The 26,939-nt window shown below is 72.1% G+C and carries 27 protein-coding genes; 9 read left to right on the top strand and 18 right to left on the bottom strand.

The annotated features are described in order from the left end of the window. The first annotated feature begins 113 nt into the window (after nt 1-113). Together AAT21_RS05310 and serB are read left to right on the top strand one after the other, a co-directional pair. On the top strand, nt 114-1,736 hold the full coding sequence (locus AAT21_RS05310; protein WP_327152715.1) for a streptophobe family protein: 1,623 nt from the start codon (nt 114-116) through the stop codon (nt 1,734-1,736). An 80-nt stretch (nt 1,737-1,816) separates the two neighbouring features. After that, nucleotides 1,817-3,016: a phosphoserine phosphatase SerB gene (serB, locus tag AAT21_RS05305; RefSeq protein WP_030962207.1), complete on the top strand. Its 1,200-nt coding sequence runs from the start codon at nt 1,817-1,819 to the stop codon at nt 3,014-3,016. A 146-nt stretch (nt 3,017-3,162) separates the two neighbouring features. On the opposite strand, the gene AAT21_RS05300 is transcribed toward serB, so the two are convergent. The 4 genes from AAT21_RS05300 to AAT21_RS05290 form a co-directional block, all read right to left on the bottom strand. Continuing rightward, complete coding sequence (locus tag AAT21_RS05300) at nt 3,163-3,684, bottom strand: SixA phosphatase family protein (RefSeq protein ID WP_046775444.1); 522 nt, start codon at nt 3,682-3,684, stop codon at nt 3,163-3,165. An 83-nt stretch (nt 3,685-3,767) separates the two neighbouring features. After that, nucleotides 3,768-3,989 carry a hypothetical protein gene (locus tag AAT21_RS05295; RefSeq protein WP_046775443.1) on the bottom strand — a complete coding sequence of 74 codons (222 nt, stop codon included), beginning with the start codon at nt 3,987-3,989 and terminating at the stop codon, nt 3,768-3,770. Nucleotides 3,990-4,164: 175 nt separating this feature from the next. Further along, the gene (locus AAT21_RS39630; protein ID WP_257855467.1) at nt 4,165-4,284 is read right to left on the bottom strand and encodes an SGM_5486 family transporter-associated protein; all 120 of its coding nucleotides are present in this window, start codon (nt 4,282-4,284) and stop codon (nt 4,165-4,167) included. 5 nt (nt 4,285-4,289) lie between these two features. Next, nucleotides 4,290-5,591, bottom strand: a complete 1,302-nt coding sequence (locus tag AAT21_RS05290) for a CynX/NimT family MFS transporter (RefSeq protein WP_046775442.1) — start codon at nt 5,589-5,591, stop codon at nt 4,290-4,292. Nucleotides 5,592-5,718: 127 nt separating this feature from the next. On the opposite strand from AAT21_RS05290, the gene AAT21_RS05285 reads away from it, so the two are divergent. Beyond that, the gene (locus tag AAT21_RS05285) at nt 5,719-6,423 is read left to right on the top strand and encodes a FadR/GntR family transcriptional regulator (RefSeq protein WP_046775441.1); all 705 of its coding nucleotides are present in this window, start codon (nt 5,719-5,721) and stop codon (nt 6,421-6,423) included. Here AAT21_RS05285 and AAT21_RS05280 read toward each other — a convergent pair. The 3 genes from AAT21_RS05280 to fabG form a co-directional block, all read right to left on the bottom strand. Continuing rightward, nucleotides 6,404-6,835, bottom strand: a complete 432-nt coding sequence (locus AAT21_RS05280; protein WP_063838062.1) for a hypothetical protein — start codon at nt 6,833-6,835, stop codon at nt 6,404-6,406. The two genes, AAT21_RS05285 and AAT21_RS05280, sit on opposite strands and share 20 nt — an antisense overlap. 220 nt (nt 6,836-7,055) lie before the next feature. After that, nucleotides 7,056-7,826: an enoyl-ACP reductase FabI gene (gene fabI / locus AAT21_RS05275; protein WP_030849743.1), complete on the bottom strand. Its 771-nt coding sequence runs from the start codon at nt 7,824-7,826 to the stop codon at nt 7,056-7,058. A 5-nt stretch (nt 7,827-7,831) separates the two neighbouring features. Further along, complete coding sequence (fabG, locus tag AAT21_RS05270; RefSeq protein ID WP_031148971.1) at nt 7,832-8,551, bottom strand: 3-oxoacyl-[acyl-carrier-protein] reductase; 720 nt, start codon at nt 8,549-8,551, stop codon at nt 7,832-7,834. Between the two features lie 184 nt (nt 8,552-8,735). Between fabG and AAT21_RS05265 the strand changes: the two genes are divergently transcribed. From AAT21_RS05265 to tyrS, 3 genes are all read left to right on the top strand, one after another. Then, complete coding sequence (locus AAT21_RS05265; protein ID WP_046775440.1) at nt 8,736-10,259, top strand: TldD/PmbA family protein; 1,524 nt, start codon at nt 8,736-8,738, stop codon at nt 10,257-10,259. A gap of 88 nt (nt 10,260-10,347) precedes the next feature. Then, entirely contained in the window at nt 10,348-11,739 is a 1,392-nt protein-coding gene (locus AAT21_RS05260) for a metallopeptidase TldD-related protein (RefSeq protein ID WP_046775439.1), read from the top strand. A gap of 52 nt (nt 11,740-11,791) precedes the next feature. Then, nucleotides 11,792-13,060, top strand: coding sequence for a tyrosine--tRNA ligase (tyrS, locus tag AAT21_RS05255; RefSeq protein WP_046775438.1), 1,269 nt, complete (start codon nt 11,792-11,794; stop codon nt 13,058-13,060). Between the two features lie 101 nt (nt 13,061-13,161). On the opposite strand, the gene AAT21_RS05250 is transcribed toward tyrS, so the two are convergent. Next, entirely contained in the window at nt 13,162-13,440 is a 279-nt protein-coding gene (locus tag AAT21_RS05250) for a GlsB/YeaQ/YmgE family stress response membrane protein (RefSeq protein WP_046775437.1), read from the bottom strand. Nucleotides 13,441-13,615: 175 nt separating this feature from the next. Here AAT21_RS05250 and AAT21_RS05245 point away from each other — a divergent pair, with 175 nt between their 5' ends. Next, a complete protein-coding gene (locus AAT21_RS05245) occupies nt 13,616-13,957 on the top strand; it encodes a DUF3099 domain-containing protein (RefSeq protein WP_046775436.1) in 342 nt (113 codons plus the stop codon). Nucleotides 13,958-14,111: 154 nt separating this feature from the next. Beyond that, nucleotides 14,112-14,363 (top strand): hypothetical protein, encoded by a 252-nt coding sequence (locus tag AAT21_RS05240; RefSeq protein WP_030962190.1) that lies wholly within the window; start codon nt 14,112-14,114, stop codon nt 14,361-14,363. A 67-nt stretch (nt 14,364-14,430) separates the two neighbouring features. Here AAT21_RS05240 and moaA read toward each other — a convergent pair whose 3' ends face one another. The 3 genes from moaA to AAT21_RS05225 all read right to left on the bottom strand — a co-directional run bounded on the left by moaA (nt 14,431) and on the right by AAT21_RS05225 (nt 17,594). Beyond that, a complete protein-coding gene (gene moaA / locus AAT21_RS05235) occupies nt 14,431-15,420 on the bottom strand; it encodes a GTP 3',8-cyclase MoaA (RefSeq protein ID WP_046775435.1) in 990 nt (329 codons plus the stop codon). 177 nt (nt 15,421-15,597) lie between these two features. Then, nucleotides 15,598-17,232 (bottom strand): solute symporter family protein, encoded by a 1,635-nt coding sequence (locus tag AAT21_RS05230; RefSeq protein ID WP_046775434.1) that lies wholly within the window; start codon nt 17,230-17,232, stop codon nt 15,598-15,600. Continuing rightward, entirely contained in the window at nt 17,229-17,594 is a 366-nt protein-coding gene (locus AAT21_RS05225; protein ID WP_046775433.1) for a DUF485 domain-containing protein, read from the bottom strand. Before AAT21_RS05225 ends, AAT21_RS05230 begins: the two co-directional genes overlap by 4 nt. Before the next feature lie 257 nt (nt 17,595-17,851). Between AAT21_RS05225 and AAT21_RS05220 the strand changes: the two genes are divergently transcribed. Next, nucleotides 17,852-19,393 (top strand): S8 family serine peptidase, encoded by a 1,542-nt coding sequence (locus tag AAT21_RS05220; RefSeq protein ID WP_046775432.1) that lies wholly within the window; start codon nt 17,852-17,854, stop codon nt 19,391-19,393. Between the two features lie 82 nt (nt 19,394-19,475). On the opposite strand, the gene AAT21_RS05215 is transcribed toward AAT21_RS05220, so the two are convergent. The 7 genes from AAT21_RS05215 to AAT21_RS05185 form a co-directional block, all read right to left on the bottom strand. Further along, on the bottom strand, nt 19,476-20,519 hold the full coding sequence (locus tag AAT21_RS05215; RefSeq protein ID WP_046775431.1) for a zinc-dependent alcohol dehydrogenase family protein: 1,044 nt from the start codon (nt 20,517-20,519) through the stop codon (nt 19,476-19,478). A 55-nt stretch (nt 20,520-20,574) separates the two neighbouring features. Beyond that, nucleotides 20,575-21,261, bottom strand: a complete 687-nt coding sequence (locus tag AAT21_RS05210) for a lysoplasmalogenase (RefSeq protein ID WP_052757639.1) — start codon at nt 21,259-21,261, stop codon at nt 20,575-20,577. Next, nucleotides 21,258-22,241 (bottom strand): sterol desaturase family protein, encoded by a 984-nt coding sequence (locus AAT21_RS05205; RefSeq protein WP_046775430.1) that lies wholly within the window; start codon nt 22,239-22,241, stop codon nt 21,258-21,260. The genes AAT21_RS05210 and AAT21_RS05205 overlap by 4 nt, the downstream gene beginning before the upstream one ends. 242 nt (nt 22,242-22,483) lie before the next feature. Continuing rightward, on the bottom strand, nt 22,484-23,683 hold the full coding sequence (locus AAT21_RS05200; protein ID WP_046775634.1) for an amidohydrolase family protein: 1,200 nt from the start codon (nt 23,681-23,683) through the stop codon (nt 22,484-22,486). 107 nt (nt 23,684-23,790) lie between these two features. Then, nucleotides 23,791-25,179, bottom strand: coding sequence for an amidohydrolase family protein (locus tag AAT21_RS05195; RefSeq protein WP_235438678.1), 1,389 nt, complete (start codon nt 25,177-25,179; stop codon nt 23,791-23,793). 12 nt (nt 25,180-25,191) lie between these two features. Continuing rightward, on the bottom strand, nt 25,192-26,076 hold the full coding sequence (locus AAT21_RS05190) for an SDR family NAD(P)-dependent oxidoreductase (protein ID WP_046775429.1): 885 nt from the start codon (nt 26,074-26,076) through the stop codon (nt 25,192-25,194). A 1-nt stretch (nt 26,077) separates the two neighbouring features. After that, the gene (locus AAT21_RS05185; RefSeq protein WP_046775428.1) at nt 26,078-26,875 is read right to left on the bottom strand and encodes an acetoacetate decarboxylase family protein; all 798 of its coding nucleotides are present in this window, start codon (nt 26,873-26,875) and stop codon (nt 26,078-26,080) included. Nucleotides 26,876-26,939 lie beyond the last annotated feature (64 nt).

The following is a 26,939-nucleotide window of genomic DNA, read 5'->3' as shown; positions in this document are numbered from 1 at the left end:
GCGTCTACGTCTGCCCGTTGACGGGGTCGAAAGTCACCCGGAGAGTGAGATACGGGACTTCTCGCCCGGGAGTTCCGTCGCATACCGCTCGGCATGCATCGGGGGGTCGCCGCGTGCGCCGCATCCGTTGGGGAGACGTGTTCCTGTCCGCCGTGGCCGCCGTGGGCTGGTCCCTGATCGTGATGGCGGGCGTGGCCGGCCTGGGGCTGCACCTGTTGGGCGCCGACGCCGCAGGGGGCTCGCCCGTGCCGATGACCGCGGCCGTGGTGGTCCTCGCGGTCGGTGGAACCGTGGACCCCTCGGGTGACGTCTCGGTCTTCGGAGTTGCCGGGGCGGGGGCCGAAACCTCGCTGGACGTCATGCCCTTGGGGGTGTCGCTCGCCGGTGCCCTGGTGCTGGCGGGGGTGTTCCTGCGCTCGCTGCGGGCCGGCGCGGGGCCGGGCGAGACGGCCGCCCGGGTCGTGGCGTTCACGACGCTGCTCGTCGCGACGGCGGGCGGGCTGGCGTGGGCCGGGCACGACGTGGTCACCCTCGACGGCGCGAGCCTGCCGGGCACCCGCGTCCCGGTGAAGGTCGAGGTGCCGGGGATCGGGGACGTCGGAGGGCTTCTCCCGGACCGCGTCGGGGACCTGATCGAGGCGCGGACCCGGGTGGGTTTCTCCGTGGTGCCCGGGCCGACCCTGCTGGGCGCGGGCGTGTGGGCGCTCGCCGTGCTCGCGGTGGCGTTGCTGGTCTCGCGGCGCGGGCCCGCCGCGCTCGCCCGGGTGCGGCCCGCGGCCTCGGCGGTGGTGACGGCGCTGCTGGTCGCGGTGGCGGCGGGGCTGGCCTCAGCAGTGTGGGCGGCGGCGGACGACGAACACCCCGGGCGGGTGATGGGCGCCGCGTTGCTGGGCGCGCCGAACGGCAGCTGGCTGGGGGTGCTGCTGGGCCTGTTCGTGCCGCTGCGCGGCGGGGCCTCGGGCGAGCCGGCGCGGCTGCTGCCCGATCCGCTGGACGACCTGCTGTCGGGCTCCGTGCGGGAGCCGGTGACGGTGGCCCGGCTCGCGGAGTACGACGGGCGGGTCTGGCTGCTGGTGCTGGGCGCGTCGCTGCTGCTGCTCGCCGCGGGCGTGCTGGCGGCCGTACGGACTCCCGGGCGGGGCGTGGTGGGGTGTGCGGTGCGGCTGGGGGCGGCCACCGGGGTGGCCCTGGCGGTGCTGGTGCGGCTGACGCGGCTGTCGGCCGACGCCTCGCTGGCGGTGCTGGGCGTGGACATGCTGGACGCCGGGGTGGAGCTGCGGGGGGACGTCCCGTACGCGCTGCTGCTGGGCTCGGCGTGGGGTGCGGTGGCCGGTGCGGCGGGTGCGGTGCTGGCGGGCCGGCGCCGTCCGGCGGCCGTCCCGGCTCCGGATCCGGCCGGCCGGCCGCCCTGGCCGCCGGCCGCGGGCGCTACCGGCTGGCCGGCCCCGGTGGATCCCGGCCCGCCCACAGCCCCGTACGGCGCCGGTCGGGACGGCCGGGACGGGCCGGGCCGGCCGGGAGGGCCGCCCGGGTGGGCGCTTGCGTACCTGGACCCGGACGTCTCCTGGGACGTGACGGTCACCGGCATCCCGCCGCATCCGCCGCGGCGCACCCGGCCCCCGCAGCGGCCGCCCTTCACTCCGCCGCCCCCGCCGGGCGCCCCGCCGCCCCCGCCGCCCCCAGCGCCCCCGCCGGCTCCACCGGAACCACCGGGTCCGCCGCCCCCGCCGCGGTGACGGCCGGGCGCGGCGCGGCACGTTCAGGAAATGGGACGGGGGTCCTGTCCCGGGAGCCGGGAAGATACGGTGAGGGCACCATGAGCGCATCGCAGACCTCCGACGTCCCCACCCTCCTCGTCAAGATCTTCGGCAAGGACCGTCCCGGGATCACCGCCGGGCTGTTCGACACCCTCGCCGCCTACTCCGTCGACGTCGTCGACATCGAGCAGGTCGTCACCCGTGGCCGCATCGTCCTGTGCGCCCTCGTCACCAAGCCCGTGGGCGGCAGCGAGGGCGACCTGCGGGCCACCGTCCACAGCTGGGCCGAGTCGCTCAAGCTGCAGGCCGAGATCCTCTCCGGCACCGGTGACAACAGGCCGCGCGGCAGCGGCCGGTCCCATGTCACCGTGCTCGGGCATCCGCTCACCGCCGAGTCCACGGCCGCCATCGCCGCGGAGATCACCGGGGCCGGCGGCAACATCGACCGTATCTTCCGGCTCGCCAAGTACCCGGTGACCGCGGTGGAGTTCGCCGTCTCCGGCGTGGAGACCGAGCCGCTGCGCACCGCGCTGGCCACGGCCGCCGCGCACATCGGCGTGGACATCGCCGTGGTCTCGGCCGGCCTGCACCGCCGGGCGCAGCGCCTGGTCGTCATGGACGTGGACTCGACCCTCATCCAGGACGAGGTCATCGAGCTCTTCGCCGCGCACGCCGGGTGCGAGGCCGAGGTCGCCGAGGTCACCGAGCGGGCCATGCGCGGCGAACTGGACTTCGAGCAGTCGCTGCACGCCCGGGTGGCGCTGCTGGCGGGCCTGGACGCGTCCGTCGTCGACAAGGTCCGTGCCGAGGTGCAGCTGACGCCGGGGGCACGGACCCTGATCCGTACGCTCAAGCGGCTCGGCTACCAGGTGGGCGTGGTCTCCGGGGGCTTCACCCAGGTGACGGACGACCTGCGGGAGCGGCTGGGGCTGGACTTCGCCTCCGCCAACACCCTGGAGATCGTCGACGGGAAGCTGACGGGCAGGGTCACCGGGGAGATCGTGGACCGGGCGGGCAAGGCCCGGCTGCTGCGCCGCTTCGCCACCGAGGCCGGGGTGCCGCTGGCCCAGACGGTTGCCATCGGTGACGGCGCCAACGACCTGGACATGCTGAACGCGGCCGGGCTGGGCGTGGCCTTCAACGCCAAGCCGGTGGTCCGCGAGGCGGCGCACACGGCGGTGAACGTGCCGTTCCTGGACGCGGTGCTGTACCTGCTGGGGATCACCCGCGAGGAGGTCGAGGCCGCCGACCTGGCCTGACCCTCCCGACCGTCACGGGTGCGCGAGGCACCCCGGTCCCGGACATGAGTGGGCCCCGGCGGCCGGTGCGGCTGCCGGGGCCCCTGCACGTGCGGCGCCGGCCGGTACCCCCCGGGGGCCCCTCGGGGGTCAGTGCCCCTTGGGGGTCAGTGCCCCTTGGGCGTCCAGTAGTCCAGCAGCGTGCCCACCCCGTGCTCCAGGGACTTCCACGAGCCGGTGAAGGAGAGGACGGCGAGCGCCGCGGTCGGGAATCCGGTACGGGTCATCCGTGCCAGGGTGTCGCCCTCCGCGCGCCCGGTGAGGGCGTCGGCGAGGGCGTGCATGCCGGGGTTGTGGCCGATGACGAGGAGGTCGGAGACCTCGTCGGAGGTCTCGTTCAGCAGGGCGATGAGCTCACCCGGCGAGGCGTCGTAGATCCGCTCCTCGTAGTGGGTCTTCGGCCGGTGCGGCATCTCCTGGACGGCGAGCTTCCAGGTCTCGCGGGTGCGCGCGGCGGTGGAGCAGAGGGCCAGGTCGAAGACGATGCCGGTCTCGGCGAGCTTCAGACCGACGGCGGGTGCGTCCTTGCGGCCCCGTTCCGCCAGCGGACGGTCGTGGTCGGACACATCGGGCCAGTCGGCCTTGGCATGCCGGAGGAGGGCGATCCTGCGGGGTGTGTCTGCGCTCATGGCTCCCAGCTTCGCATGAAACGGGCCGTGGGGCGCAGGGGGTTGAGGGGGCTCGTCCCAGGTGATGAGGGGCGCTCGGGAGGTCAGCCGACGGCGCGCAGGAGCTGCTGCGCGACCTGGACGAGGCCGGAGACCTCGCCGGTGGCCGCGTGGGCCTCGGCGGATCCGGCGAGGAGCAGCAGGAGGAGGCCGAAGGCGAGTGCGGGCAGGGCCAGCGCCCACCAGTGCAGCCGGGTGCTCGCGGTGGTCGCGGTGCGCACACGGCGGGTGGGCGGGAGGGACCGTGGGTGCGTGGGGGCCGACATGGCCGCCTCCGTGGGTGTGTGGACCGGACTGGCTCGCTGCCCTTGCGAATCTATGGATCCGGGACGGCGGTTCCCATCCGGGGCACACCCCACTTGCCCCTGAGCCTGGCCCCCTAGGGGACGGTGGGGATACCCCTACTGTCCCGGGCGGCGGCCGGTGTCACGGGCACGGTCGTCAGGGAGAGGCGATCGTCGCGATGACGGAGATGATCACGGAGACGACGAGCATGGCGCCGAGGACGAGGCCGAGCTTCCGGCGGCCGCCCTCGGGGTTCGGTTCGAGTACGGGAGACATGCGGGTCAGTCTCGCATGCCGCATTCGTCCTCGATCGTGCGGTCCCGGCCCGCCAGGACACCGAGGGCGATCTGCGGCACGAGCAGGCCCGCCATCAGGGCGAGCGGCAGGTCCCAGCCTCCGCTGTGCTGGTAGAGGGTGCCGATGACGAGCGGGCCGGGGATGGAGATGAGGTAGCCGGTGCTCTGGGCGAAGGCGGAGAGCCTGACCACCCCGGCCGGGGACTTGGCGCGCAGCCCGATCATGGTGATGACGAGGGGGAACGCGCAGTTGGAGACGCCGAGCAGGACCGCCCAGGCCCAGGCTCCGGCGGCGGGGGCGAAGTAGAGCCCGAGGTAGCCGGTGAGGCCGAAGACGCCGAGGGTGACGGCGATGGCCCCCTGGTTCCTCATGCGGCCGGCGAGGCTGGGGATGACGAAGGCGAGCGGGACGCCCATGACCATGGTGACGGCGAGGAGCACGCCGGCGGTGGAGGCGGAGACCCCGGCGTCGCGGAAGATCTGCGGGAGCCACCCCATGGTGATGTACGCGCCGGTGGCCTGGAGGCCGAAGTAGCAGGCCAGGGCCCAGGCGGTACGGCTGCGGGCGACCCGCGGGCCGGCGTCGGTGCGTACGGCCGCGCCCGCGCCGGAGCCGACGGCGGCGGCCTGGGCCCGGTCGGTGCGCCGGGCGGCCCGGGCGATGGGCAGCCACAGCAGTACGGCGACCAGCGCGAGAGCGGCCCACATCAGCAGGCCGGTACGCCAGCCGCCGCCGAGGGCGTCGGTCAGCGGGACGGTCGCGGCGGCGGCGAGCGAGGTGCCGGCGGCGAGGGCCATGGAGTAGAGGCCGGTCATGGTGCCGACCCGGTCCGGGAAGTAGCGCTTGACGATCACCGGGAGCAGGACGTTGGTGAGGGCGATGCCGGCCAGGGACAGGGCGCTGGCGGCGAGGAAGCCGGCGGCGCCGTCGGCGAAGGGGCGGATCAGCAGTCCGGCGGCGACGGCGGCCATGCCGGCGCAGACGACGGCGACCGGGCCGAAGCGGCGGGAGAGCCGGGGCGCGGTGACGCCGAAGACGGCGAAGCACAGGGCCGGGACGGAGGTGATCAGTCCGGCGACGGTGCCGCTCATGCCCAGGCCGGTGCGGGTCTCCTCGAAGAGGGCACCGAGGCTGGTGATGGCGGGGCGCAGGTTGAGGGCGGCCAGCACGATTCCGACGATGAGCACCGGGCCGAGCCAGGCCGGCTGCGCCGTCGCGGGCGGGGCGGGGACCGTGGCGCGGTCCGCGGCGGGCCGGGTGCGCGTCTTGGTTTCTTCGTCGGACATTCCGCCATCATAGAATCATGGGATGATTGGTTGTCCAGTCGTCGTCCGTCGCTCCGGCACTCCTGCCGTCCGCCACACTGGCCACGCGCACCGCAGCCGCGGCCGCAGCCGCACGTGAGAGGAACCCATGCCGCTGACCTCGCCCCGGCGCTCCGCGCTCGTCGATCAGGTGATCGCCCAGTTGCGCAACCAGATCACCTCCGGCGAGTGGCCGGTCGGCTCGCGCATCCCCACCGAGCCGGAGCTCGTGCAGCTGATGGGCGTCGCCCGCAACACCGTGCGCGAGGCCGTGCGCGCGCTGGCGCACAACGGCCTCCTCGACATCCGGCAGGGCTCGGGCACGTACGTCATCGCGACCAGCGAGCTGGCCGGCGTCATGCACCGGCGGTTCGCCGGGGCCGAGCCGAGGCACATCGCCGAGCTCCGCTCCACGCTGGAGTCCTCGGCGGCCCGGCTGGCGGCGGAGCGGCGTACGGAACGGGACCTGGTCCAGCTGGACGCCCTGCTCGCGCGCCGCGAGGAGGCCTGGGCGGGCGGGGACGCGGAGGTCTTCGTGGCGGCGGACGTCAGCCTGCACATGGCGGTGGTGACGGCCTCGCACAACGACGTGCTGATCGAGCTGTACGCGGACCTGGGCGAGCTGGTGGCCGACTGGCTGCGGGCCGACGTGGGCACCGTGCTGGATCCCGCCGCCCATCTCGACCACGCCCGGCTGATCGAGGCGATCCGGCGCGGGGACGGGGACGCGGCGGCCTCGGAGGCCGCGGGCTATCCCTTCGTATGCCTGGGCAAGGACGCGCCGGGGAGTGCGGTCACGGCCGCCGGTGGCTGACCCAGGCCGCGCGGACCTCCTTCCAGCAGCGGGCGGTGAGCTCGGCCCGGCCGGCCGGGCCGACGGCCACGGCCGCGCCGTCGCCGTCCACGTCCCACCAGCGGTCGCATTCGACGTGCAGGCTCACCAGGTCGGTCTCCGGGTAGGCGTTGTGGCAGTGCGCGGTGACCTGGGAGCCCTCGACGGTGGTGGCGCAGTCGGCGCCGAAGAGTTCACGGGTGGCGGGCGGGGAGGGCTGCACGGGCGGTTCGGCGGGGATGTCGGCGAGGTCCACGACGGCCGGCGCGGCGGGCCCTGAGCCGGGCACCTGCTCGTCCCCGGAGGGCTGCGCGGCGACGGCCGGGATCAGGAGTCCGGTCACGATCACCGATGTGACCAGTATCGATACCGCTCGGCTCGGCCTGGTGCGCACCCGTGCCTCCTCCCCGCCGGAGCCGGGAAGATCCCGACTTGGCCAGTTTGCAGGCATCCGTCATGGTTTTCGACTCGGGAAGATCCGGTCGGCCGGTGAACATGCGAGCGAAGGTCACGCCGACGGCCCGGCCCGCGGGCGGACACGGAAGCGGCGGCGGCCGCGCCTCCCGGAGGGGAGACGCGGCCGCCGCCGTACGGACCCGGGGTCCTGACCGGGGTCAGGCACCCATCGCGTGCACGCCGCCGTCCACGTGGACGATCTCACCGGTGGTCTTCGGGAACCAGTCCGACAGCAGGGCGACGACGCCACGGCCGGTCGGCTCCGGGTCGCTCATGTCCCACGACAGCATGGAGCGGGTGTTCCAGACCTCGGCCAGCTCGCCGAATCCCGGGATGGACTTCGCGGCCATGGAGCCGATCGGACCGGCCGAGACCAGGTTGCAGCGGATGTTCTCCTTGCCCAGGTCGCGGGCCAGGTAGCGGCTGGTGGCCTCCAGGGCGGCCTTGGCCGGGCCCATCCAGTCGTACTGCGGCCAGGCGAACTGCGCGTCGAAGGTGAGGCCGACGACGGCACCGCCCTCGGCCGGGAAGAGCGGCTTGCAGGCCATGGTCAGCGACTTCAGCGAGAACGCCGAGACGTGCATGGCGGTGGCGACCGACTCGAACGGAGTGTTCAGGAAGTTGCCGCCGAGGGCGTCCTGCGGCGCGAAGCCGATGGAGTGCACGACACCGTCGAGGCCGCCGAGCTCGTCGCGGACGAGGCCCTCCAGGCGGGCCAGGTGCTCGTCGTTGGTGACGTCGAGCTCGATCACCTTGACCGGCTTGGGCAGCTTCTTCGCGATGCGCTCCGTCAGGGACGGGCGCGGCCACGCGGTGAGGATGACCTCGGCGCCCTGCTCCTGCGCCAGCTTGGCCGTGTGGAAGGCGATGGAGGACTCCATCAGCACACCCGTGATGAGGATGCGCTTGCCCTCGAGAATTCCGCTCATGGTGATCAGTGACCCATGCCCAATCCGCCGTCAACGGGAATGACGGCTCCGGTGATGTACGCGGCGTCGTCGGACGCCAGGAAGCGGACGGCTGCCGCGATCTCCTCGGGCTGCGCGTAGCGGGCGAGGGGCACCTGCGCCACGATCCCCGCGCGCTGCTCGTCGGTGAGCACCTTCGTCATGTCGGTGTCCACGAAGCCGGGCGCGACGACGTTGAAGGTGATGTTGCGGGAGCCCAGCTCGCGGGCGAGCGAGCGGGCGAAGCCGACCAGCGCGGCCTTGGAGGCGGCGTAGTTGGCCTGCCCCGCCGAGCCGAGGAGCCCGACGACCGAGGAGATCAGGACGACGCGGCCCTTCTTCGCGCGGAGCATGCCGCGGTTCGCGCGCTTGACCACCCGGAAGGTGCCGGTGAGGTTGGTGTCCACGACCGAGGCGAAGTCCTCCTCGGACATCCGCATCAGCAGCGTGTCCTTGGTGATGCCGGCGTTGGCCACGAGCACCTCGACCGCGCCGTGCGCGTCCTCGATCTGCTTGTAGGCCTGCTCCACCTGCTCGGAGTCGGTGATGTCGCACCGCACCGCCAGGACACCGAGTTCGGTGAGGGCCTGCGGCGGCTCACCCGACCGGTACGTGATCGCGACCTTGTCGCCGGCCTCCGCGAAGGCTCGGGCGATGGCGAGGCCGATGCCCCGGTTTCCTCCGGTGACGAGAACCGAGCGGCTCAACGGATCACCCTTTCGCTAGCGGTCTGAATACCGAAAACCTATAGGTCGCGCAGCTCGTACGGGGAATCGACCCCCGACAGGGCCTCGCGGCGGGCTCTGTCGAGTCCCTACAGAAAGATGTAGGCACAAGGGCCCCGATCGCGACATGATCGGGGCGACCGTCCCCGACCCCGGGAGGACTTCCGTGCCCCATTCCATCGACGCGGCATTCACCGCGCTGCCCCTGCGGGCGCTCGCCGACGCGGCGCTCGCCCGGGCCCGCGCGCTGGGCGCCGAGCATGCCGACTTCCGGCTGGAGCGGATCCGCAGCGCCTCCTGGCGACTGCGCGACGCCAAGCCCTCCGGCGGGTCCGACACCACCGACCTCGGCTACGCGGTCCGCGTCGTGCACGGGGGCAGCTGGGGGTTCGCCTCCGGCGTGGACCTGACCATGGACGCCGCCGCCAGGGTGGCCTCGCAGGCCGTGGCCATGGCGAAGCTGTCCGCCCAGGTGATCAAGGCCGCCGGTTCCGACGAGCGGGTGGAGCTCGCCGAGGAGCCGGTGCACGCGGACAGGACGTGGATCTCCGCCTACGAGGTGGACCCCTTCGAGGTGCCGGACGCGGAGAAGGCGGCGCTGCTCGCCGACTGGAGCTCCCGGCTGCTGTCGGCCGACGGCGTCGCGCACGTGGACGCCTCGCTGCTCGCCGTGCACGAGAACAAGTTCTACGCCGACACCGCGGGCACCACGACCACACAGCAGCGGGTCCGGATCCACCCGCAGCTGACGGCGGTCGCCGTCAACGCCGCCACCGGCGAGTTCGACTCGATGCGCACCATCGCCCCGCCCGCCGGCCGCGGCTGGGAGTACCTGACCGGCACCGGCTGGGACTGGAACGCCGAGCTGGAGGAGATCCCCGGCCTGCTCGCCGAGAAGATGCGGGCGCCGAGCGTCCAGGCCGGGCGCTACGACCTGGTGGTCGACCCGTCCAACCTGTGGCTCACCATCCACGAGTCCATCGGCCACGCCACCGAACTCGACCGGGCGCTGGGCTACGAGGCCGCGTACGCCGGGACCTCCTTCGCCACCTTCGACCAGCTGGGCAAACTCAGGTACGGCTCTCCGATCATGAACGTGACGGGCGACCGCACCGCCGAGCACGGGCTGGCCACCGTCGGCTTCGACGACGAGGGCGTCCAGGCGCAGAGCTGGGACCTGGTCAGGGACGGCACCCTGGTCGGCTACCAGCTGGACCGGCGGATCGCGAAGCTCACCGGGCTGGGCCGCTCCAACGGCTGCGCCTTCGCCGACTCCCCCGGGCACGTACCCGTCCAGCGCATGGCGAACGTGTCGCTCCAGCCGGATCCCGGCGGACTGTCGACCGAGGACCTCATCGGCGGGGTGGAGCGCGGGATCTACGTGGTCGGCGACCGCTCCTGGTCGATCGACATGCAGCGCTACAACTTCCAGTTCACCGGGCAGCGGTTCTTCCGGATCGAGAACGGCCGGCTGGCCGGGCAGCTGCGGGATGTCGCCTACCAGGCCACCACCACCGACTTCTGGGGCTCGATGGAGAAGGTCGGCGGCCCGCAGACCTATGTCCTGGGCGGCGCCTTCAACTGCGGCAAGGCCCAGCCGGGCCAGGTCGCGGCCGTCTCGCACGGCTGCCCGTCCGCGCTGTTCCGCGACGTGAACATCCTGAACACCACGCAGGAGGCCGGCCGATGACCACGCACGACCACCGCGAGATCTGCCGGGGGTCCGGGGGTCGCCCCCCGGGACAGCACAGTCTGAACACCACGCAGGAGGCCGGCCGATGAGCCGATCGACCAAGCCGCACGAGATCGTCGAGCGGGCCCTGGAGCTGTCCACCGCCGACGGCTGCGTCGTCATCGCCGACGAGGAGTCGAGCGCCAACCTGCGCTGGGCCGGCAACGCCCTGACGACCAACGGCGTCACCCGCGGGCGGACCCTGACGGTCATCGCCACGGTCGACGGCAAGGAGGGCACGGCCTCGGGGGTCGTCTCGCGCTCCGCCGTCACCGCGGACGACCTGGAACCCCTGGTGCGGGCCGCCGAGGCGGCCGCGCGCGGCGCCGGCCCCGCCGAGGACGCCCAGCCCCTGGTCACCGGGACCCCGGCCTCGCCGGACTTCACCGACGCCCCGGCCGAGACCACCTCCGCCGTGTTCGCGGACTTCGCCCCGGCCCTCGGCGAGGCCTTCGCCCGGGCCCGGGCGGGCGGCCGGGAGCTGTACGGCTTCGCCCACCACGAGCTGGTCTCCACGTACGTCGGCACCTCCACGGGCCTGCGGCTGCGCCACGACCAGCCCAACGGCACCCTGGAGCTCAACGCGAAGTCCCCCGACCGCCGGCGTTCGGCCTGGGCCGGCCGCGGCACGCGGGACTTCAAGGACGTGGACCCCACCGTGCTGGACGCGGAGCTCGCCGTACGCCTGGGCTGGGCGGAGCGGAAGATCGACCTGCCCGCCGGGCGGTACGAGACCCTGCTGCCGCCGACGGCCGTGGCGGACCTGCTGATCTACCAGATGTGGTCGGCGTCGGCCCGCGACGCGGTGGAGGGCCGTACGGTCTTCTCCAAGCCCGGCGGTGGCACGCGGCTCGGCGAGCGGCTCACCGACCTGCCGCTGACCCTGCGCAGCGACCCGAACGCGCCGGGCCTGGAGTCCGCGCCGTTCGTCATCGCGCACAGCTCCGGCGACGACGTCTCGGCCTTCGACAACGGCCTGCCGGTCCCGGTGACCGAGTGGATCCGCGAGGGCGAGCTGGCCCGGCTGTCGACGACCCGGCACACGGCCGGCCTGACCGGGCTGCCGGTCTCCCCCGGCTTCGGGAACCTGATCCTGGACGGCGGCGGCGAGAAGTCCCTCGACGAGATGGTCGCGGACACCGAGCGGGGCCTGCTGCTGACCTGCCTGTGGTACATCCGCGAGGTGGACCCGGCGACGCTGCTGCTCACGGGCCTGACCCGGGACGGCGTCTACCTGGTGGAGAACGGCCAGGTCGTGGGCGAGGTGAACAACTTCCGCTTCAACGAGTCCCCCGTGGACCTGCTGTCGCGGGCCTCGGAGGCGGGCCGGACGGAGAGGACCCTGCCGCGCGAGTGGAGCGACTGGTTCACCCGGGCCGCGATGCCGCCTGTCCGCATCCCGGACTTCAACATGAGTTCGGTGAGCAAGGGCGTCTGACCCACCTAGACTGAGCACGGCATTTCCACAAATCGTAAGGAGTCGAGAGACCGTGACGGACATCGTCGACGAACTGAAGTGGCGCGGGCTCTTCGCCCAGTCCACCGACGAAGAAGCGCTGCGCAAGGCCTTCGCGGACGGTCCGGTCACGTTCTATTGCGGCTATGACCCGACCGCCGCCTCGCTGCACGTCGGCCACCTGGTGCAGGTGCTCACGATGCGGCGGCTGCAGCTGGCGGGCAACCGGCCGCTCGCGCTGGTCGGCGGGGCCACCGGTCAGATCGGTGACCCCCGTCCGACCGCCGAGCGCACCCTGAACGACCCCGCGGTCATCGCGGAGTGGGTGAACCGGCTGCGCTCGCAGATCGAGCCGTTCCTGTCCTTCGAGGGCGAGAACGCCGCGGTCATGGTCAACAACCTGGACTGGACGGCGGGCATGTCCGCCATCGAGTTCCTGCGGGACATCGGCAAGCACTTCCGGGTCAACAAGATGCTGACGAAGGACTCGGTCGCCAAGCGGCTGGAGTCGGACCAGGGCATCAGCTACACGGAGTTCAGCTACCAGCTGCTCCAGGGCATGGACTTCCTGGAGCTGTACCGGCGCCACGGCTGCGTCCTGCAGCAGGGCGGCTCGGACCAGTGGGGCAACCTGACGGCCGGCCTCGACCTGATCCACCGGGTCGAGCCGGACGCGCACGTCCACGCGATGGCGACCCCGCTGATGGTCAAGGCGGACGGCACCAAGTTCGGCAAGACCGAGGGCGGGGCCGTCTGGCTCGACCCCGAGATGACCACCCCGTACGCGTTCTACCAGTTCTGGCTGAACGTGGACGACCGGGACATCTCCACCTACATGCGGATCCTCTCCTTCAGGTCCCGTGAGGAGCTGGAGGAGCTGGAGGCGCAGACCGCCGAGCGGCCGCAGGCGCGCGCCGCCCAGCGGGCGCTCGCCGAGGAGCTGACCGCGCTGGTGCACGGCGCCGACCAGTGCGCCGCCGTGATCGCCGCGTCGCGGGCGCTGTTCGGCCAGGGCGACCTGGCGGAGCTGGACGAGGCCACGCTGGCCGCAGCCCTGTCCGAGCTGCCGCACGCCAAGGTGGCGGAGCCGGCCCTGGTGGTGGACCTCTTCGCGGAGACGGGTCTGGTCGCGAGCAAGTCGGCCGGCCGCCGGACCGTGAAGGAGGGCGGCGCCTACGTGAACAACGTGAAGGTCACCGCCGAGGACGCGGTCCCCGCCACGGAGGACCTGCTGCACGGGCGCTGGCTGGTCCTGCGCCGGGGCAAGAAGAACCTGGCGGCGGTCGAGGTCACCGGCGCCTGACCCGTCCCGTACGCGCACGGCGGAGGGGCCGGTTCGGACGTCACGGTCCGGCCGGCCCCTCCGTCATGTGCCGCGGGCACCGCTGGTGCCCCGGCGGCGGCTCAGGTCATCTGGCGGCTGCCTCCGCGCATCGCCTTGTAGGCCATCTCGCCCAGGAAGACGAAGAGGACCGCGCCCGCGAGCTGCAGCAGGTGGCGGGTCCAGTCGATACCGCGGGTGTCGGCGACCCCGATCCATCCGGCGACGGCGTTGCCGACGACACTGCCGATGATGCCCATCAGCGTGGTCAGCCAGAGGGGCTGGTGCTGTTTGCCCGGCAGGATGGCCTTGGCTATCAGCCCGAGCACGAAACCGACGATGATCGCCCACAACCAGCTCATGTCCAGCCTCCTCCTGGCGCGGTGTGCGCACGTGCGCCCAGTGTCGGCCCGTCCGGCGTACCACGCATTTCGGGCGGCGCTCCCGGGGGTCCCGCTGTCCCCTCGGCGGCGGGGGCCGCGTACCGTGGAAGGGTCCGGGCCGGGGAAGGCCCGGCCGGCGATCGGGTGGTAGGACATGGAACGGGTGAAGCGGCAGAAGCGGAACGGGGCCGAGGTCTTCCGGATCACCGGCGCCCGGATGGGGCTCGCCGAGGACGTGCGGGGCCGTCAGCGCCGCTATGTGATCTCGATGGCCGTCAGGACCCTGTCGGTCATCGCGACCGTGGTGTTGTGGAACGTGTCGCGCCCGGTGGCCGTCGTGACGCTGGTGGCCGGGGCCCTGCTCCCCTACATCGCCGTGGTCATCGCCAACGCGGGCCGCGAGTCGGCGCCGTCGCTGCCCTCCCATTTCGTCCCGTCTCCCGTCCGCCCGGCGCTGGACGCGGGAAACCTCAAGAAAACCTCAGATCAATCATGAAGTTCCGGTGCACCGCACCGGGTCCTGCGTGACATACTGCTCACGCGCTCCGCATCCCCCGTCGGAGCGACGGACCGACGCCGGGCAGCTCCCCCCGTGGCTGCTCGGCGTCGCCCTTCCGTGCGACGTTCGGTTCACCCTCTAGGGTGAGGTCGTGACTTCCTCCGACTCCCCCGCCCCCGAAGAGATCCCCACCTGCTCGGCCAAGGGCTGCCGTGACGCGGCCGTCTGGGTCCTCGCGTGGAACAACCCGACCCTGCACACGCCGGAGCGGCGCAAGACCTGGCTGGCCTGCGAGGAGCACCGCGAACACCTCTCGCAGTTCCTGGGGGTCCGCGGTTTCCTCAAGGACGTCGTGAAGCTCGACGAGTGGGTGCAGCCGGAGGGCTCCGAGCGCCCGCGCTGACCCGCGGTGGCGGCCGGTGCGTACCGGCTGCCACCGAGCGGCCTCCGCCACTTCGGCAGCGGCGGGGTCAGCCGCCGATCGCGGACATGGGGCGGTCGGGCTGGAGGAAGGACGGGTCGTCGAGGCCGGAGCCGGCCTTCTTGCCCCACATCGCCACCTTCCACAGCCGGGCGATCTCCTCGTCCGGGGCGCCCGAGCGCAGCGCGGAGCGCAGGTCCGACTCCTCGGTGGCGAACAGGCACGTACGCACCTGGCCGTCGGCGGTGAGCCGGGTGCGGTCGCAGGCGCCGCAGAACGGGCGGGTGACCGAGGCGATGACGCCGACGGTGGCGGGGCCGTCGTCGACGACCCAGCGCTCGGCCGGGGCGGAGCCGCGTTCGTCGGCGCCCTCCTCGGTGAGCGTGAAGCGGGTGCGCAGGGACTCCAGGATGTCCCCGGCGGTGATCATGCCGTCGCGCTTCCAGCCGTGCTGGGCGTCGAGGGGCATCTGCTCGATGAAGCGGAGCTCGTACTCGTTCTCCACGGCCCAGGCCAGCAGGTCGGGGGCTTCGTCGTCGTTGAGCCCCGGCATGAGCACGGAATTGACCTTGACGGGGGTCAGGCCGGCCTCGCGGGCCGCGGCCATGCCCTCGATGACGTCCTTGTGCCGGTCGCGGCGGGTGAGGGTCTTGAAGACCTCGGGCCGCAGGGTGTCCAGGGAGACGTTCACCCGGTCCAGGCCGGCGGCCTTCAGGGCCTGCGCGGTGCGCCCCAGACCGATGCCGTTGGTGGTGAGCGACATCTTGGGGCGAGGCTCCAGGGCCGCGCACTGCTCGACGATCCCGACCAGGCCGGGTCGCAGCAGCGGTTCACCGCCGGTGAAGCGGACCTCGGTGATGCCGAGCTGCGTGACGGCGATCCGGATCAGCCGGACGATCTCGTCGTCGGTGAGCAGGTCGGACTTGCCGAGCCACTGGAGGCCCTCTTCGGGCATGCAGTACGTGCAGCGCAGATTGCACCGGTCGGTGAGCGAGACGCGCAGGTCAGTGGCCACGCGGCCATAGGTGTCGAGAAGCACTGTGGGCCCCCTCCCCTGTCCGGAAGTAGACATACGCGCGACATTGGAGCTACTCCACGCGTTCTATTTCGAGACTACGTGACGCATGTGTCGTTCCGTGATGCCCAAATGAACGAGACGTAACGTGGCCGTGTCGTAGGTCCCTACGACACGGCCACGCTGGGTGTTCGGACGATGTCAGTGCGCCCCTGTTCCGGTGAGGGAGCGCACCTCCAGCTCGGCGAACTTCTGCGGGTCCGCCTTCTCCTTGGACAGGACGGTTCCCAGCCATCCCAGGAGGAAGCCGAGAGGGATGGAGATGATGCCCGGGTTCTCCAGGGGGAACCAGAAGAAGTCGGCGTCCTTGAACATCGAGGTCGGCTTGCCGGACACGACCGGGGAGAAGAGCACCAGGCCGACGGCGGAGACCAGCCCGCCGTAGATCGACCAGAGCGCCCCCTGGGTGTTGAAGCGCTTCCAGAAGAGGCTGTAGAGGATCGTCGGCAGGTTGGCGGAGGCGGCGACCGCGAAGGCGAGCGCGACGAGGCCGGCCACGTTCAGGTCGCGGGCCAGCGCGCCCAGGCCGATGGCGACGGCGCCGATGACGACCGTGGACCAGCGGGCGGCGCGCACCTCCTCCTGCTCGGTGGCCTTGCCCTTGCGGATCACGTTCACGTACAGGTCATGGGCGAAGGACGAGGAGGACGCGAGGGTGAGGCCCGCGACCACGGCGAGGATGGTGGCGAAGGCGACGGCGGAGATGACGGCGAGCAGGACGGCGCCGCCGGTGGAGTCCGCGCCGCCGCCCACGGCCTGGGCCAGCAGGGGTGCGGCGGTGTTGCCGGCCTTGTTCGAGGCCAGGATGTCTGCGCGCTCCAGCAGGGCCGCGGCGCCGAAGCCGAGGGCGATGGTCATCAGGTAGAAGGCGCCGATGATGCCGATGGCCCAGTTCACGGACTTACGGGCGGCCTTCGCGGTGGGCACGGTGTAGAAGCGGATCAGGATGTGCGGGAGGCCGGCGGTGCCGAGGACGAGGGCGAGCCCGAGGGAGAGGAAGTCCAGCTTCGAGGTCGCGTCCTTGCCGTACTTCAGGCCCGGTTCGAGGAACTTGGCGCCCTGTCCGCTGTTCTCGGCGGCCTTGCCCAGCAGGTCGGAGACGTTGAAGTTGAACTTCACCAGCACCAGGAGGGTGATCAGCAGGGCGCCCGCGATCAGCAGGACCGCCTTGATCATCTGAACCCACGTGGTGCCCTTCATGCCGCCGATGGTCACGTAGACGATCATCAGGACGCCGACGAGCGCGACGACCGCCACCTTGCCGCCGTCGCTGGTGATGCCGAGGAGCAGGGAGACGAGGACGCCGGCTCCGGCCATCTGGGCGAGCAGGTAGAAGATCGAGACCACGATGGTGGAGGTGCCGGCGGCGGTGCGGACGGGCCGCTGGCGCATCCGGTACGCGAGCACGTCGCCCATCGTGTAGCGGCCGGAGTTGCGCAGTGGCTCGGCGACGAGCAGCAGGGCGACCAGCCAGGCGACGAGGAAGCCGATGGAGTAGAGGAAGCCGTCGTAGCCGAAGAGGGCGATCGCTCCGGCGATGCCCAGGAAGGACGCGGCGGACATGTAGTCGCCGGAGATGGCGAGGCCGTTCTGGAATCCGGTGAACTGGCGGCCGCCCGCGTAGAAGTCCGCGGCGTCCTTGGTCTGGCGTCCGGCCCAGACCGTGATGATCAGGGTGGCGACGACGAACAGCCCGAACAGGGTGATGATGAGCGGGCGGTGCTCGGAGGCGCCGGCCGCGACCGTGACCGTCGTCAGGTGGTGCGCTCCGCTCATTCGGAGGCCTCCATCCGCGCCTTGATGGCCGCAGCCCGGGGGTCGAGCTTGGCGGCGGCGTGGCGCGCGTAGAGCCAGGCGATGAGGAAGGTCGTCGCGAACTGGGCGAGGCCGAGCACCAGGGCGACGTTGATGTTGCCGAAGACCTTGGTCCCCATGAAGCCGCCCGCGTAGTTGGACAGCAGGACGTAGAGCAGGTACCAGGCGATGAAGGCCACGGTGAGCGGAAAGGCGAAGGAGCGGTAGGAGCGGCGGAGTTCGGTGAACTCGGGGCTCTGCTGGACGCTCACGAACTCATCGGCCGTGGGGCCCGCCAGGGGCGTTCCCGCGCTGCCCGGGGGCGGCGCTGCTTCGGTGGTCACGGGGGAATCTCCTTGTGACGCGGGTGCGGTGGGGACGACGGACAAAGCAACCTCCGTGTGGGGGGTCGATGGCGCTGAGCCCCCTCTGTCAACGGCACGGCCGGCGTGTCGGGACGGTTCAACGCCCGGGGATTCTTCCGGAACTGATTTCTCGAACTGATGGCGGAAAGGGGAACGGCGGCACTAGGTTCACTTGTCATGGACCCGTCCGGCGCGACCGCGCGCGGACGGCTTTTTCACGATGATCTGGAGAACCCATGGCTCATCTGGGATCCGCCCGCCGGCGTGCCCTCGCCGTACCGGTCGGCCTGGCGCTCACCGCCTCGCTCGCCCTGCTGCCCTCGGTGTCGGCCTCCGCCGCCTCGCTGGACGGCGCCGCGGGCACGGCGACGGCTCCGAAGGCCACGGCCGAGGGCCCCAAGCTGTCCTACGTGGCGAACCTGAACGCCTACGCCACGGTGAAGGCGGCGAAGAAGGCCATCGAGCGGGCCGGCGGAACGGTGGTGACGGCCTATGAGCAGATCGGGGTCGTCGTCGCACACTCCCAGAACCCGGACTTCGCCAAGCAGCTGCGCGCCCAGCGTGGGCTGTTCGTGTCCGTCGGCGCCACCCGGACGGCCCCGATGCAGGCGGTGCAGACCACCGACGAGGGTGCGACCCAGCGGCTGAGCGAGGCGGACGCCGCCAAGGCGGCGGCGCAGGCCCAGGAGGGTCAGGAGCCCCTGGAGCCCAACCAGTGGGACCTGCGGACGATCAAGGCCGACGAGGCTCACAAGATCAACGATGGCAGCCAGGACGTCACCGTGGGCGTCATAGACACGGGTGTGGACGACACCCACCCCGATCTCGCCCCGAACTTCTCCAAGGGCCAGTCCGCCAACTGCGTCGGCGGCGTCGCCGACACCACCGAGGGCGCCTGGCGTCCGTACCCGGACGGCAGCGACCACGGCACCCACGTGGCCGGCACCATCGGCGCCCCGCGCAACGGCGTCGGCATCAGCGGTGTGGCGCCCGGCGTGAAGATAGCCGCGATCAAGGTGAGTGAGCCCGGGACCAGCCTCTTCTACACCGAGGCGGTCGTCTGCGGCTTCATGTTCGCCGCCGAGAAGGGGATCGAGGTGACCAACAACAGCTACTACGTCGACCCGTGGCTCTTCAACTGCAAGACCGACGACGACCAGAAGGCGCTGGTGGAGGCCATCGGCCGGGCCACCAAGTACGCCGAGCGCAAGGGCACCCTGCACGTCGCCTCGGCCGGCAACTCCAACCAGGACCTGGCCGCGGCCACCCTGGAGGACACCACCAGCCCGAACGACACCACCCCGGTCACCCGCACCATCGACCCGAAGGTCTGCCTGGACCTGCCCACGCAGCTGCCGGGCGTGGTCACCGTCTCCGCGACCGGCGACAAGGGCCTGCGCTCCTACTACTCCAGCTACGGCCTCGGAGTCGTGGACGTCGCGGCCCCCGGCGGCGACAAGTGGCAGGTCCCGGCCACCCCGGACGCCAACGGACGCGTGCTGTCGACCGTCCCGGGCGGCTACGGGTACAAGCAGGGCACCTCGATGGCCGCCCCGCACGTCGCGGGCGTCGCGGCGCTGCTCAAGAGCGCCCACCCGTCGGCCACGCCCTCCCAGCTCCAGTCGATGCTGAAGGCGCAGTCCACCAAGGCCACGTGCCCGGCGCAGATCTACGACGCCACGGGCGCGCTGATCAACGCCACCACCTGCCAGGCCAAGTGGGGCCAGACCGGCTACTACGGCTACGGCGTCGTGGACGCCCTGAAGGCCGTGAAGTAGTACGGCTCACCGTGACGGACGGGCCGGGCGGGGGAACTCCCCGCCCGGCCCGTCCGTCACTGCGGCGTCCCCCTCGCCCCGGTCAGGGCTTGATCAGTACCTTGAGCGCGCTGCGGTCGTCCATGGCGCGGTAGCCGTCCGGGACCTCGTCCAGGGACACGGCGCGGTCGAAGACGGGCGCCGGGTCGATCACCCCGCTGAGCACGTCCTCCAGCAGCTCCGGGATGTAGGCGCGGACCGGGGCCACACCGCCGCGCAGGGTGATGTTGCGGTCGAACATGACGCCGAGGTCGAGGCCGGTGCCGCTGCCGTGCGGGACGCCGACGTAGCCGATGGCGCCGCCGTCGCGGGTGACGTTCACCGCCGTACGCATGGACTGCTCGGTGCCGACCGCCTCGATGACGCAAGTAGCGCCGCGGCCGCCGGTGAGCTCGCGCACGGCCGCCTCGGCGGCCTCGCCGCGCTCGGCGACGACGTCGGTGGCCCCGAAGAGCCGGGCGATGTCCGTACGGGCGGTGTGACGGCCCAGTGCAATGATCCGCTCGGCGCCCAGGCGCTGGGCGGCGAGGACCCCGCACAGGCCGACGGCGCCGTCGCCGACCACGGCGACCGTCGCGCCCGGGCGCACGCCCGCGCCCAGCGCGGCGTGGTGCCCGGTGCCCATGACGTCGGAGAGGGCGAGCAGACCGGTGAGCAGGTGGTCGTCGGAGACGGCCTCGGCGGGCAGCTTGACCAGCGTGCCGTCGGCGTGCGGGACGCGCACCGCCTCGCCCTGGCCGCCGTCGTGGCCGACCGAGCCCCAGAAGCCGCCGTGGTCGCAGGAGGTGTAGAGGCCCTCCTTGCAGTACTCGCAGGTGCCGTCCGACCACATGAAGGGCGCGACGACCAGGTCTCCGGCGCGTACGCCGGAGACGGCCGGGCCGGTCTCCTCGACGACGCCCAGGAACTCGTGGCCGATGCGCTGGCCCGGCCGGCGCTCGGCCTCACCGCGGTAGGCCCACAGGTCGCTGCCGCAGATGCAGGCGCGCAGGACGCGGACGACGGCGTCCTCGGGCCGCTGGATGGCAGCGTCGGGCACCTCCTCCACGCGTATGTCGTGCGGGGCGTGGATGACGGTGGCGCGCATGGTGGTGCAGTCCTCCGGCTCGAAATGGTTCAGTCTTGTACGACTGGCGGCCGTCCTACGGTACGCCTGCCTCGCGGGTGGTCGCGCCGGTCGCCAGCAGGTACTGGGCGGCGAGGTAGGTGGCCATGATCCAGAAGTCCGGGCGGGGCAGCTGCGGCCATTCCGCGACGCCGGTGGCGATCAGGGTGTCGGACAGCAGGAACAGCGCACCGCCGATGCCGGCCCGCAGGCCGAGGGCGCTGGAGCGGAAGGCCATGGCGGTGAGCAGCAGGCTGTAGCCGGCCACGGGGATCCGCAGGTCTGCGGGCAGGTCGGCCCAGAGCAGGGCGACGGTGCCGAGCAGGGCCAGGGTGTAGGCGCCCCCGAGCAGCGGGTTCGCCGGCCGCTTGCCGAAGAGGACGAGGTAGCAGACGTGTCCGACGGCGAAGGAACCCATGCCGGCGAGGAAGGCGGCCTCGGCGTCGAAGAGCAGGGCCAGGTCCCCGCCCCAGCCGAACAGCAGCGCGGCGACCAGCAGCCGGGGCGCGCCGCGCGTGATCACGTACCCGACCAGCAGCGGCATCAGCAGCGGCTTGGCGATGACGTGCCCGAGGTGCCAGTCGGCCAGCAGGGACACGAGGTCCGCGGCGGCGGCCACGGCGAAGGCGGCGAGGGCGACGCGGCCGAGCCTGGCCCGGCCGGGCGCCGTCCGGCCGGCGGCCCAGGAGGGGGCGGGCCGGCCGGTGGACTCTGCGGTGCTCACGCGGTGCTCTCCTGTACGGCCGGGTCGGCGGCGGGCGCGGCGGCCTTGGCCTGGGCGGCGACGGCTCGCGCGGCGTTCGCGGGCGCGGCGGCCTTGGCCTGGGCGGCGGTGGCGTCGTCCGGGGCGGATGCCGGTGCGGGCAGCGGGGCGGTGGCGGGCTGCCAGCCGGGGCCGCGGAAGACCCGGCCGGCCCGCTCGCTCCAGCTCCGGGCGGCGCGTACGTCCCGGGCGATGGCGGCGTACTCGTGGGTGGCCACGCGCAGCGGGTTGTAGGTGTTGATGTTCTTGGTGAGCCCGTAGACGGGCTTGTCGGTCTCGCCCACCCAGGAGCCGAACATCCGGTCCCAGACGATCAGGATGCCGCCGTAGTTGCGGTCCAGGTAACCGCCCTGGGAGGCGTGGTGGACGCGGTGGTGGGACGGGGTGTTGAAGACGTACTCGTAGGCCCGCGGCAGCTTCCCGATCCGCTCGGTGTGGACCCAGAACTGGTAGAGCAGGTTGATGCCGTAGCAGAACGGGACCACGGCCGGGTGCACCCCGACGGCCACCATCGGCAGGTAGAACCAGTACGTCGTGGCGCTGGTCCAGGGCTGGCGCAGGGCGGTGGTGAGGTTGAACTTCCGGCTGCTGTGGTGGACCACGTGACAGGCCCACAGGATGCGGATGACGTGGTGGCAGCGGTGCTGCCAGTAGTAGAGGAAGTCCTGGGCGAGCAGCATCAGGGGGATGGTCCACCACAGCAACGGCACGCGCAGCGGGGTCAGTTCGTAGACGGCGGTGAAGACCGCGACCACCGGGATCTTCCAGAGGAGGTCGAAGCCGATGCTGCCGAGCCCCATGCCGATGCTGGTGACGGCGTCCTTGGTGTCGTATCCGGCCGCGTCCTCGTCGGGATGGAGCCGGTAGCTCACCAGCTCGATGACGGTGAGCAGCACGAAGGCGGGTATGGACCACAGCACGACATCGGGCAGGTTCGGCATGTCCGCACCATAGAGGCGCCTTCAGGGCTGCCGCTAGAGGTTGTTACCGATCGGTATCCATCGAGGTTACCGACGGTTCGGGGAGGGTGGGGAATGACAGGTTTCGAGGCGGTTCTCTGACGGGTCGCGGGTGCGGCGGCGAGCACCCTGGTCAGGTCCGCCCCGTCCCTGTGCTGGGAAGCGGCCTCTTCCCGCCGGGGAAGCTCAGGTCCTGCTGAAGCGCCCCGGCGGGAGCGCAGCGGCTACCAGACGCGGACCGAGCCGCCCTTGGCGAAGGCCGGGCTGGTGGCGTCCGGGGGGATCTCCGTGAGGGGTTCGGCGATCTCCGAGACCAGGGGGCCGTGCTCGGCCGCGAGGGCGTCCAGCAGGGTGAGGTCGAAGCCGTACACGCGGGCCGCGTTGCCGCCGGCCATCGCGGCGACCTCGTCCTGCGGGAGGCCCGCGTAGGCGATGCGGAGGCCTTCGCGGGAGTACGGCGTGGTGCCCTCGTCGTGGGGGTAGTCGCTGCCCCACATGATCTTGTCGAGGCCGATCCGGTCCCGCAGCGGCACCTCGTGGGGGCGCATGAAGCTCGCCCCCACGAAGCAGTTGTCCCGCCAGACCTCGCTCGGGCCCTTGCCCATCGCCTCGGCGAGGCCCGCCCCGAACTTGGACTCGGCGGTGGAGGAGGCCGCGACCAGGCGGCCGTGGTAGTAGTCCAGCATCTCCAGTACACCCGGGATCCAGCCCGAGCCCTGCTCCGTCAGGACCAGCTTGAGACCCGGGTGGCGACGGAACGCCCCGCCGAAGACGAGGTGCCACAGGGCGCGGTGCGAGAACCAGGTGGTCTCCACCATGAAGACCGCCCGGGCCGCCGGTTCGTCGCCGAGCGGCGGCGAGGCCGAGCCTCCGTGGTGGTTGACCGGGACGTCCAGTTCGTCGCACACCGCCCAGACGGGGTCGTACGCGGCCGAGTACAGCTCGGGAACCGTGGAGCCGGGCGGCACCCCGGGGAGCAGGATCCCGCCCGTCAGGCCCGCCTCCTTCGTGCGGCGGATCTCCTCCACCGCCGCGTCGACGTCGTTGAGGAGGATCTGTGCGACCCCCGCCCGCCGGCCCGGCGCGTGCGCGCAGAAGTCCGCCAGCCAGCGGTTGTGGGCCTGCAGGCCGGCCCAGCGCATCGCGTACTCGGCGGCCGTCGGCGGCTGCGCCATCAGGGAGGCCTTGGGGAAGAACGGCGGGATGGTGTTCGGGAAGACGACCTCGGCGACGATGCCGTCGGCCTCCAGTTCCGCCAGGCGCCGCGCCGAGTTCCAGTTGCGGTCCGCCGTGTCCGCGAGGAGGTCCTCGTACGGGTTCACGTACGTGGCGGCCCAGGCATCGAAGTCGTCGTGGTACCGCTTCTCCAGGTACGGCTTGTAGTCCAGGAGGTCGGCGCCCGCGTGGCAGTCCGCCGAGATCACCGTGTAGCGGTCGTCATCGCGGCCCTTGCCGGTCCTGCCGGTCCTGCCGGTCCTGCCGCCCTTGCCTCCGTTGTCGCGGCTCTCCCGGCCGTTGTCGTCATGGCCGGTCACCGCGCGACCCCCAGGACCGGGAAGTCATGGTCCGTCAGCCAGTGCCGGCCCACCTCGCGCGAGCGTGCCCAGGAGGCCGCCACCGCCGCCTGGTCCGGGGACTGGCCCAGCGCGGCCGGGGTGGGGCCGATCCGGCGGGCGATCGGGGCCAGCTTCGCGGTGTCGAAGCCGAAGACCTCGGCCGCGGCGAGCCCGAGCATCCGCCGGGTCTCGTCGACCGGGATGTCGTGGAAGGTCCGGCGCAGCCAGTTCCGGGTGTCGGGCCAGGTGCCCTCGGGGTGCGGGAAGTCCGAGCCCCACAGGATGTTGTCGACGCCGATCTCGTAGCGCTGGGCCAGTTCGCGCCGCTTGGTGTTGGTCGCGCAGACGAAGACCTGGCGGTCCAGGTACTCGCTCGGCGGCCGCTTCAGCTCCTCGAAGGGCGAGAGCTTCTTGCCGCCGTGCGCGCCGAGGTAGAGCCGGTCCATGAACCACAGCTGGTTCGGCAGCCACCAGCAGCCCGACTCGGCGACCCCGAAGCGCAGGCCCGGGTGCCGTTCGAACACCCCCGACCAGAGCAGGAACCACAGCGGGCGGGCCGGCCACCAGGTGACCTCGGAGACGAAGATGCCCAGGTGGTCGCCGTACTCGTGGCGCGGCGACGAGCCGGAGTGGGTGACGATCGGCATCCGTGTCTCGGCCGCCGCCGCCCAGACGGGGTCGTAGCGGCGGTCGTGATAGGGCGCCTTGTCCACCCACATGGCGGGGATCATCAGCGCGCCCAGCCCGGACTCCCTGGCCCGGTGGATCTCGGCGACGACCTTGGCCGGCTCACCCGTGATGGGCAGCAGTGCGACGCCGCAGTGGCGTTCGGGGGTCTGCGAGACGAACTCGGCCAGCCAGCGGTTGTGCGCCTGCGCGCCCGCCATGCCGAGCTCGGGGTCCTGGTCGCCGGAGAGTCCGAGGCCCACGCCGAAGGGGGCTGCGGTCTGGCTGTCGACGGCGTCCGCGTCGGGGAAGACGACCTCGGCGGCCACGCCGTCGCCGTCGAGTTCCTTCAGCCGCCGGCCCGTGTCCCAGCCTCCCCGGAGGCCCTCCTCGTGATCGTGGAACCACTTCTCGGCGAAGGCCTCGTTGCGGACGCCCAGCCGGGTGGCCTCCGCGCGGCGGGCGTCGCGCTGGCCGAGGAACTCGTCGAACTGGCGGTGGAATCGGGAGTCGAGGTAGGGACGGTACTGCTCCGTCGGCAGGCCCGCGTGGCAGTCGGAGGAGATGATCAGGTACGGGTCTTCGTACGGGGCGTCCCTCGTGGTGCCGCCCGGGGTGCCGCTCGGGGTGCCGCTCGGGGTGCCGCTCACGGTCTCACTCGGGCTGTCGCTCGTGGTCTCGCTCGTGCTGTCGCTCATGGCGGACGCTCCTCAGTCGAGGATGAAGCTCTCCAGGTAGGCGGGGTCGGTGCGGTCGAGCATCGACTGCGACCGGGCGCGGATCTGCCGGTCGCTGTGCTCGCTCGGCGGCAGCATCCAGAAGCGGTCGGCGCGGATGCCGTCGACGACGTGCTCCGCGACCTCCTCGACCGGGGTGAAGTTCACCTCGTGGCCGGCCTGCTTCATCGCGGCCTCGTACTGGTCGAGGCTGCGGTACGGGGTCCTGCGCGGGCGCTCCTTCGCGTACCGCTCGGGCCGGTTGCGGTGGGACTCCCACAGCCCGGTGCGCAGCATGTGCGGTCCGGGGAAGAGCACGGAGGCGCCGACGGCCGCGCCCTCCGCCTTGAGGTGGGCGTAGAGCGACTCGGTCATGGTGACCACGGCGGCCTTGGTGACGGCGTACACGGAGGCGGTGGGCAGCGGGGCGATGCCGCCGTCGCCGGAGGAGGTGTTGACGACGTGGCCGGGGGCGCCGCCGGCGATCATGCGGGGTACGAAGGCCTGGATACCGTGGAAGACGCCCCACACGTTGACGGAGAAGGCCCACTTCCAGTCGTTGGGCTCGTGCTCCCACATCCGGCCCTCGGCGCCGGAGCCGACGCCCGCGTTGTTGCAGAGCACGTGGACGGCGCCGAAGGCCTCGTACGCCGCGTCGGCGAGGGCGAGCACGGAGTCGCGGTCGCTGACGTCGACGGTCTTGGCGAGGACCCGCGCCCCGTCCGCGGCGAGTTCCCCGGCGGCCTTGCGCAGGGCGGCCTCCTCGACGTCGGCGAGCACGACCGTCAGCCCTTCCGCGGCGAAGCGGCGGGCCATGGCGAGGCCGATACCGCCTGCGGCGCCGGTGACGACGGCCGTCTGTCCCGGTCCGAGGCGCATCTCACAGGCTCCCTTCCGGCGGGCCGTCGAGGATCTGCAGGGGGTCGTCGTAGCGCTGGTGGATGTACGGGAGCAGGGCCCGGGCGCTGACCCGCTCGACGACCCGGCCATGCTGGTCGGTGGTCTTCTCGCCGATGGTGATCTCCACGAGGCGGCGGACGGGAAGGTCCGCGACCGGATCGAACATCGACTCGCGCAGGACGACGTCGCCGGTGACGTGCTCCAGCCTGCGGACCCTCTCGTTGCGGACGCAGTGCACGAGGACCGGGTCCACGTCGAAGCCCGAACCGTCCACGGCGGGCAGGAACTTGAAGTAGAAGTCGGTCTTGCGGGTGGGTTCGGGCAGCGGGAGCGCGCGGTCCACGGCGCCGCGCACCTCGACGAAGGCGATGCCGTGCCGGGCGAGCGCGGCGCGTACGACGAGGCCGTCGCGCTCGACGGTGACCTCGCCCAGTTTCTTCGGTTCGCCGAAGACCTCGCGGCCGCCGGTCAGGGCGCGCTCGTGGGTCATCGGCATGACGAGCGGGTACCAGCCCTCCACCCCGTCGTGCTGGGCGGCGACGGCCACGGAGCCGGCACCGAGCGGGTAGCCGGGCAGGTCGACCCTGCTGATGTTGGCCCGTACGAGGGGCCGCTCGGCCGGTTCGAGCGGCGGCGGGAGAACCGCGGCGACCACGTCCGGATCGGTCTCCCAGAGGGCCACCACACCGGTGGACCAGATGTCGGGGAGCTTGGAACTCTTCTCGCGCGACGCGGCGATCTCGGCCTCGCCGCGCGCTCCGTACCGTACGCGTGCCATGTCTCGCACCACCTCTCGGTTCGGGTCTGTAACACAGTTACACCGCCGCCGATGAAGGGTAAAG

It is taken from the genome of Streptomyces yangpuensis (assembly GCF_001005295.1).
GTDB classification, from domain to species: domain Bacteria; phylum Actinomycetota; class Actinomycetes; order Streptomycetales; family Streptomycetaceae; genus Streptomyces; species Streptomyces yangpuensis.
Note: the sequence above shows the minus strand (reverse complement) of the source record. Positions and strands in the feature narration are given on the sequence as shown.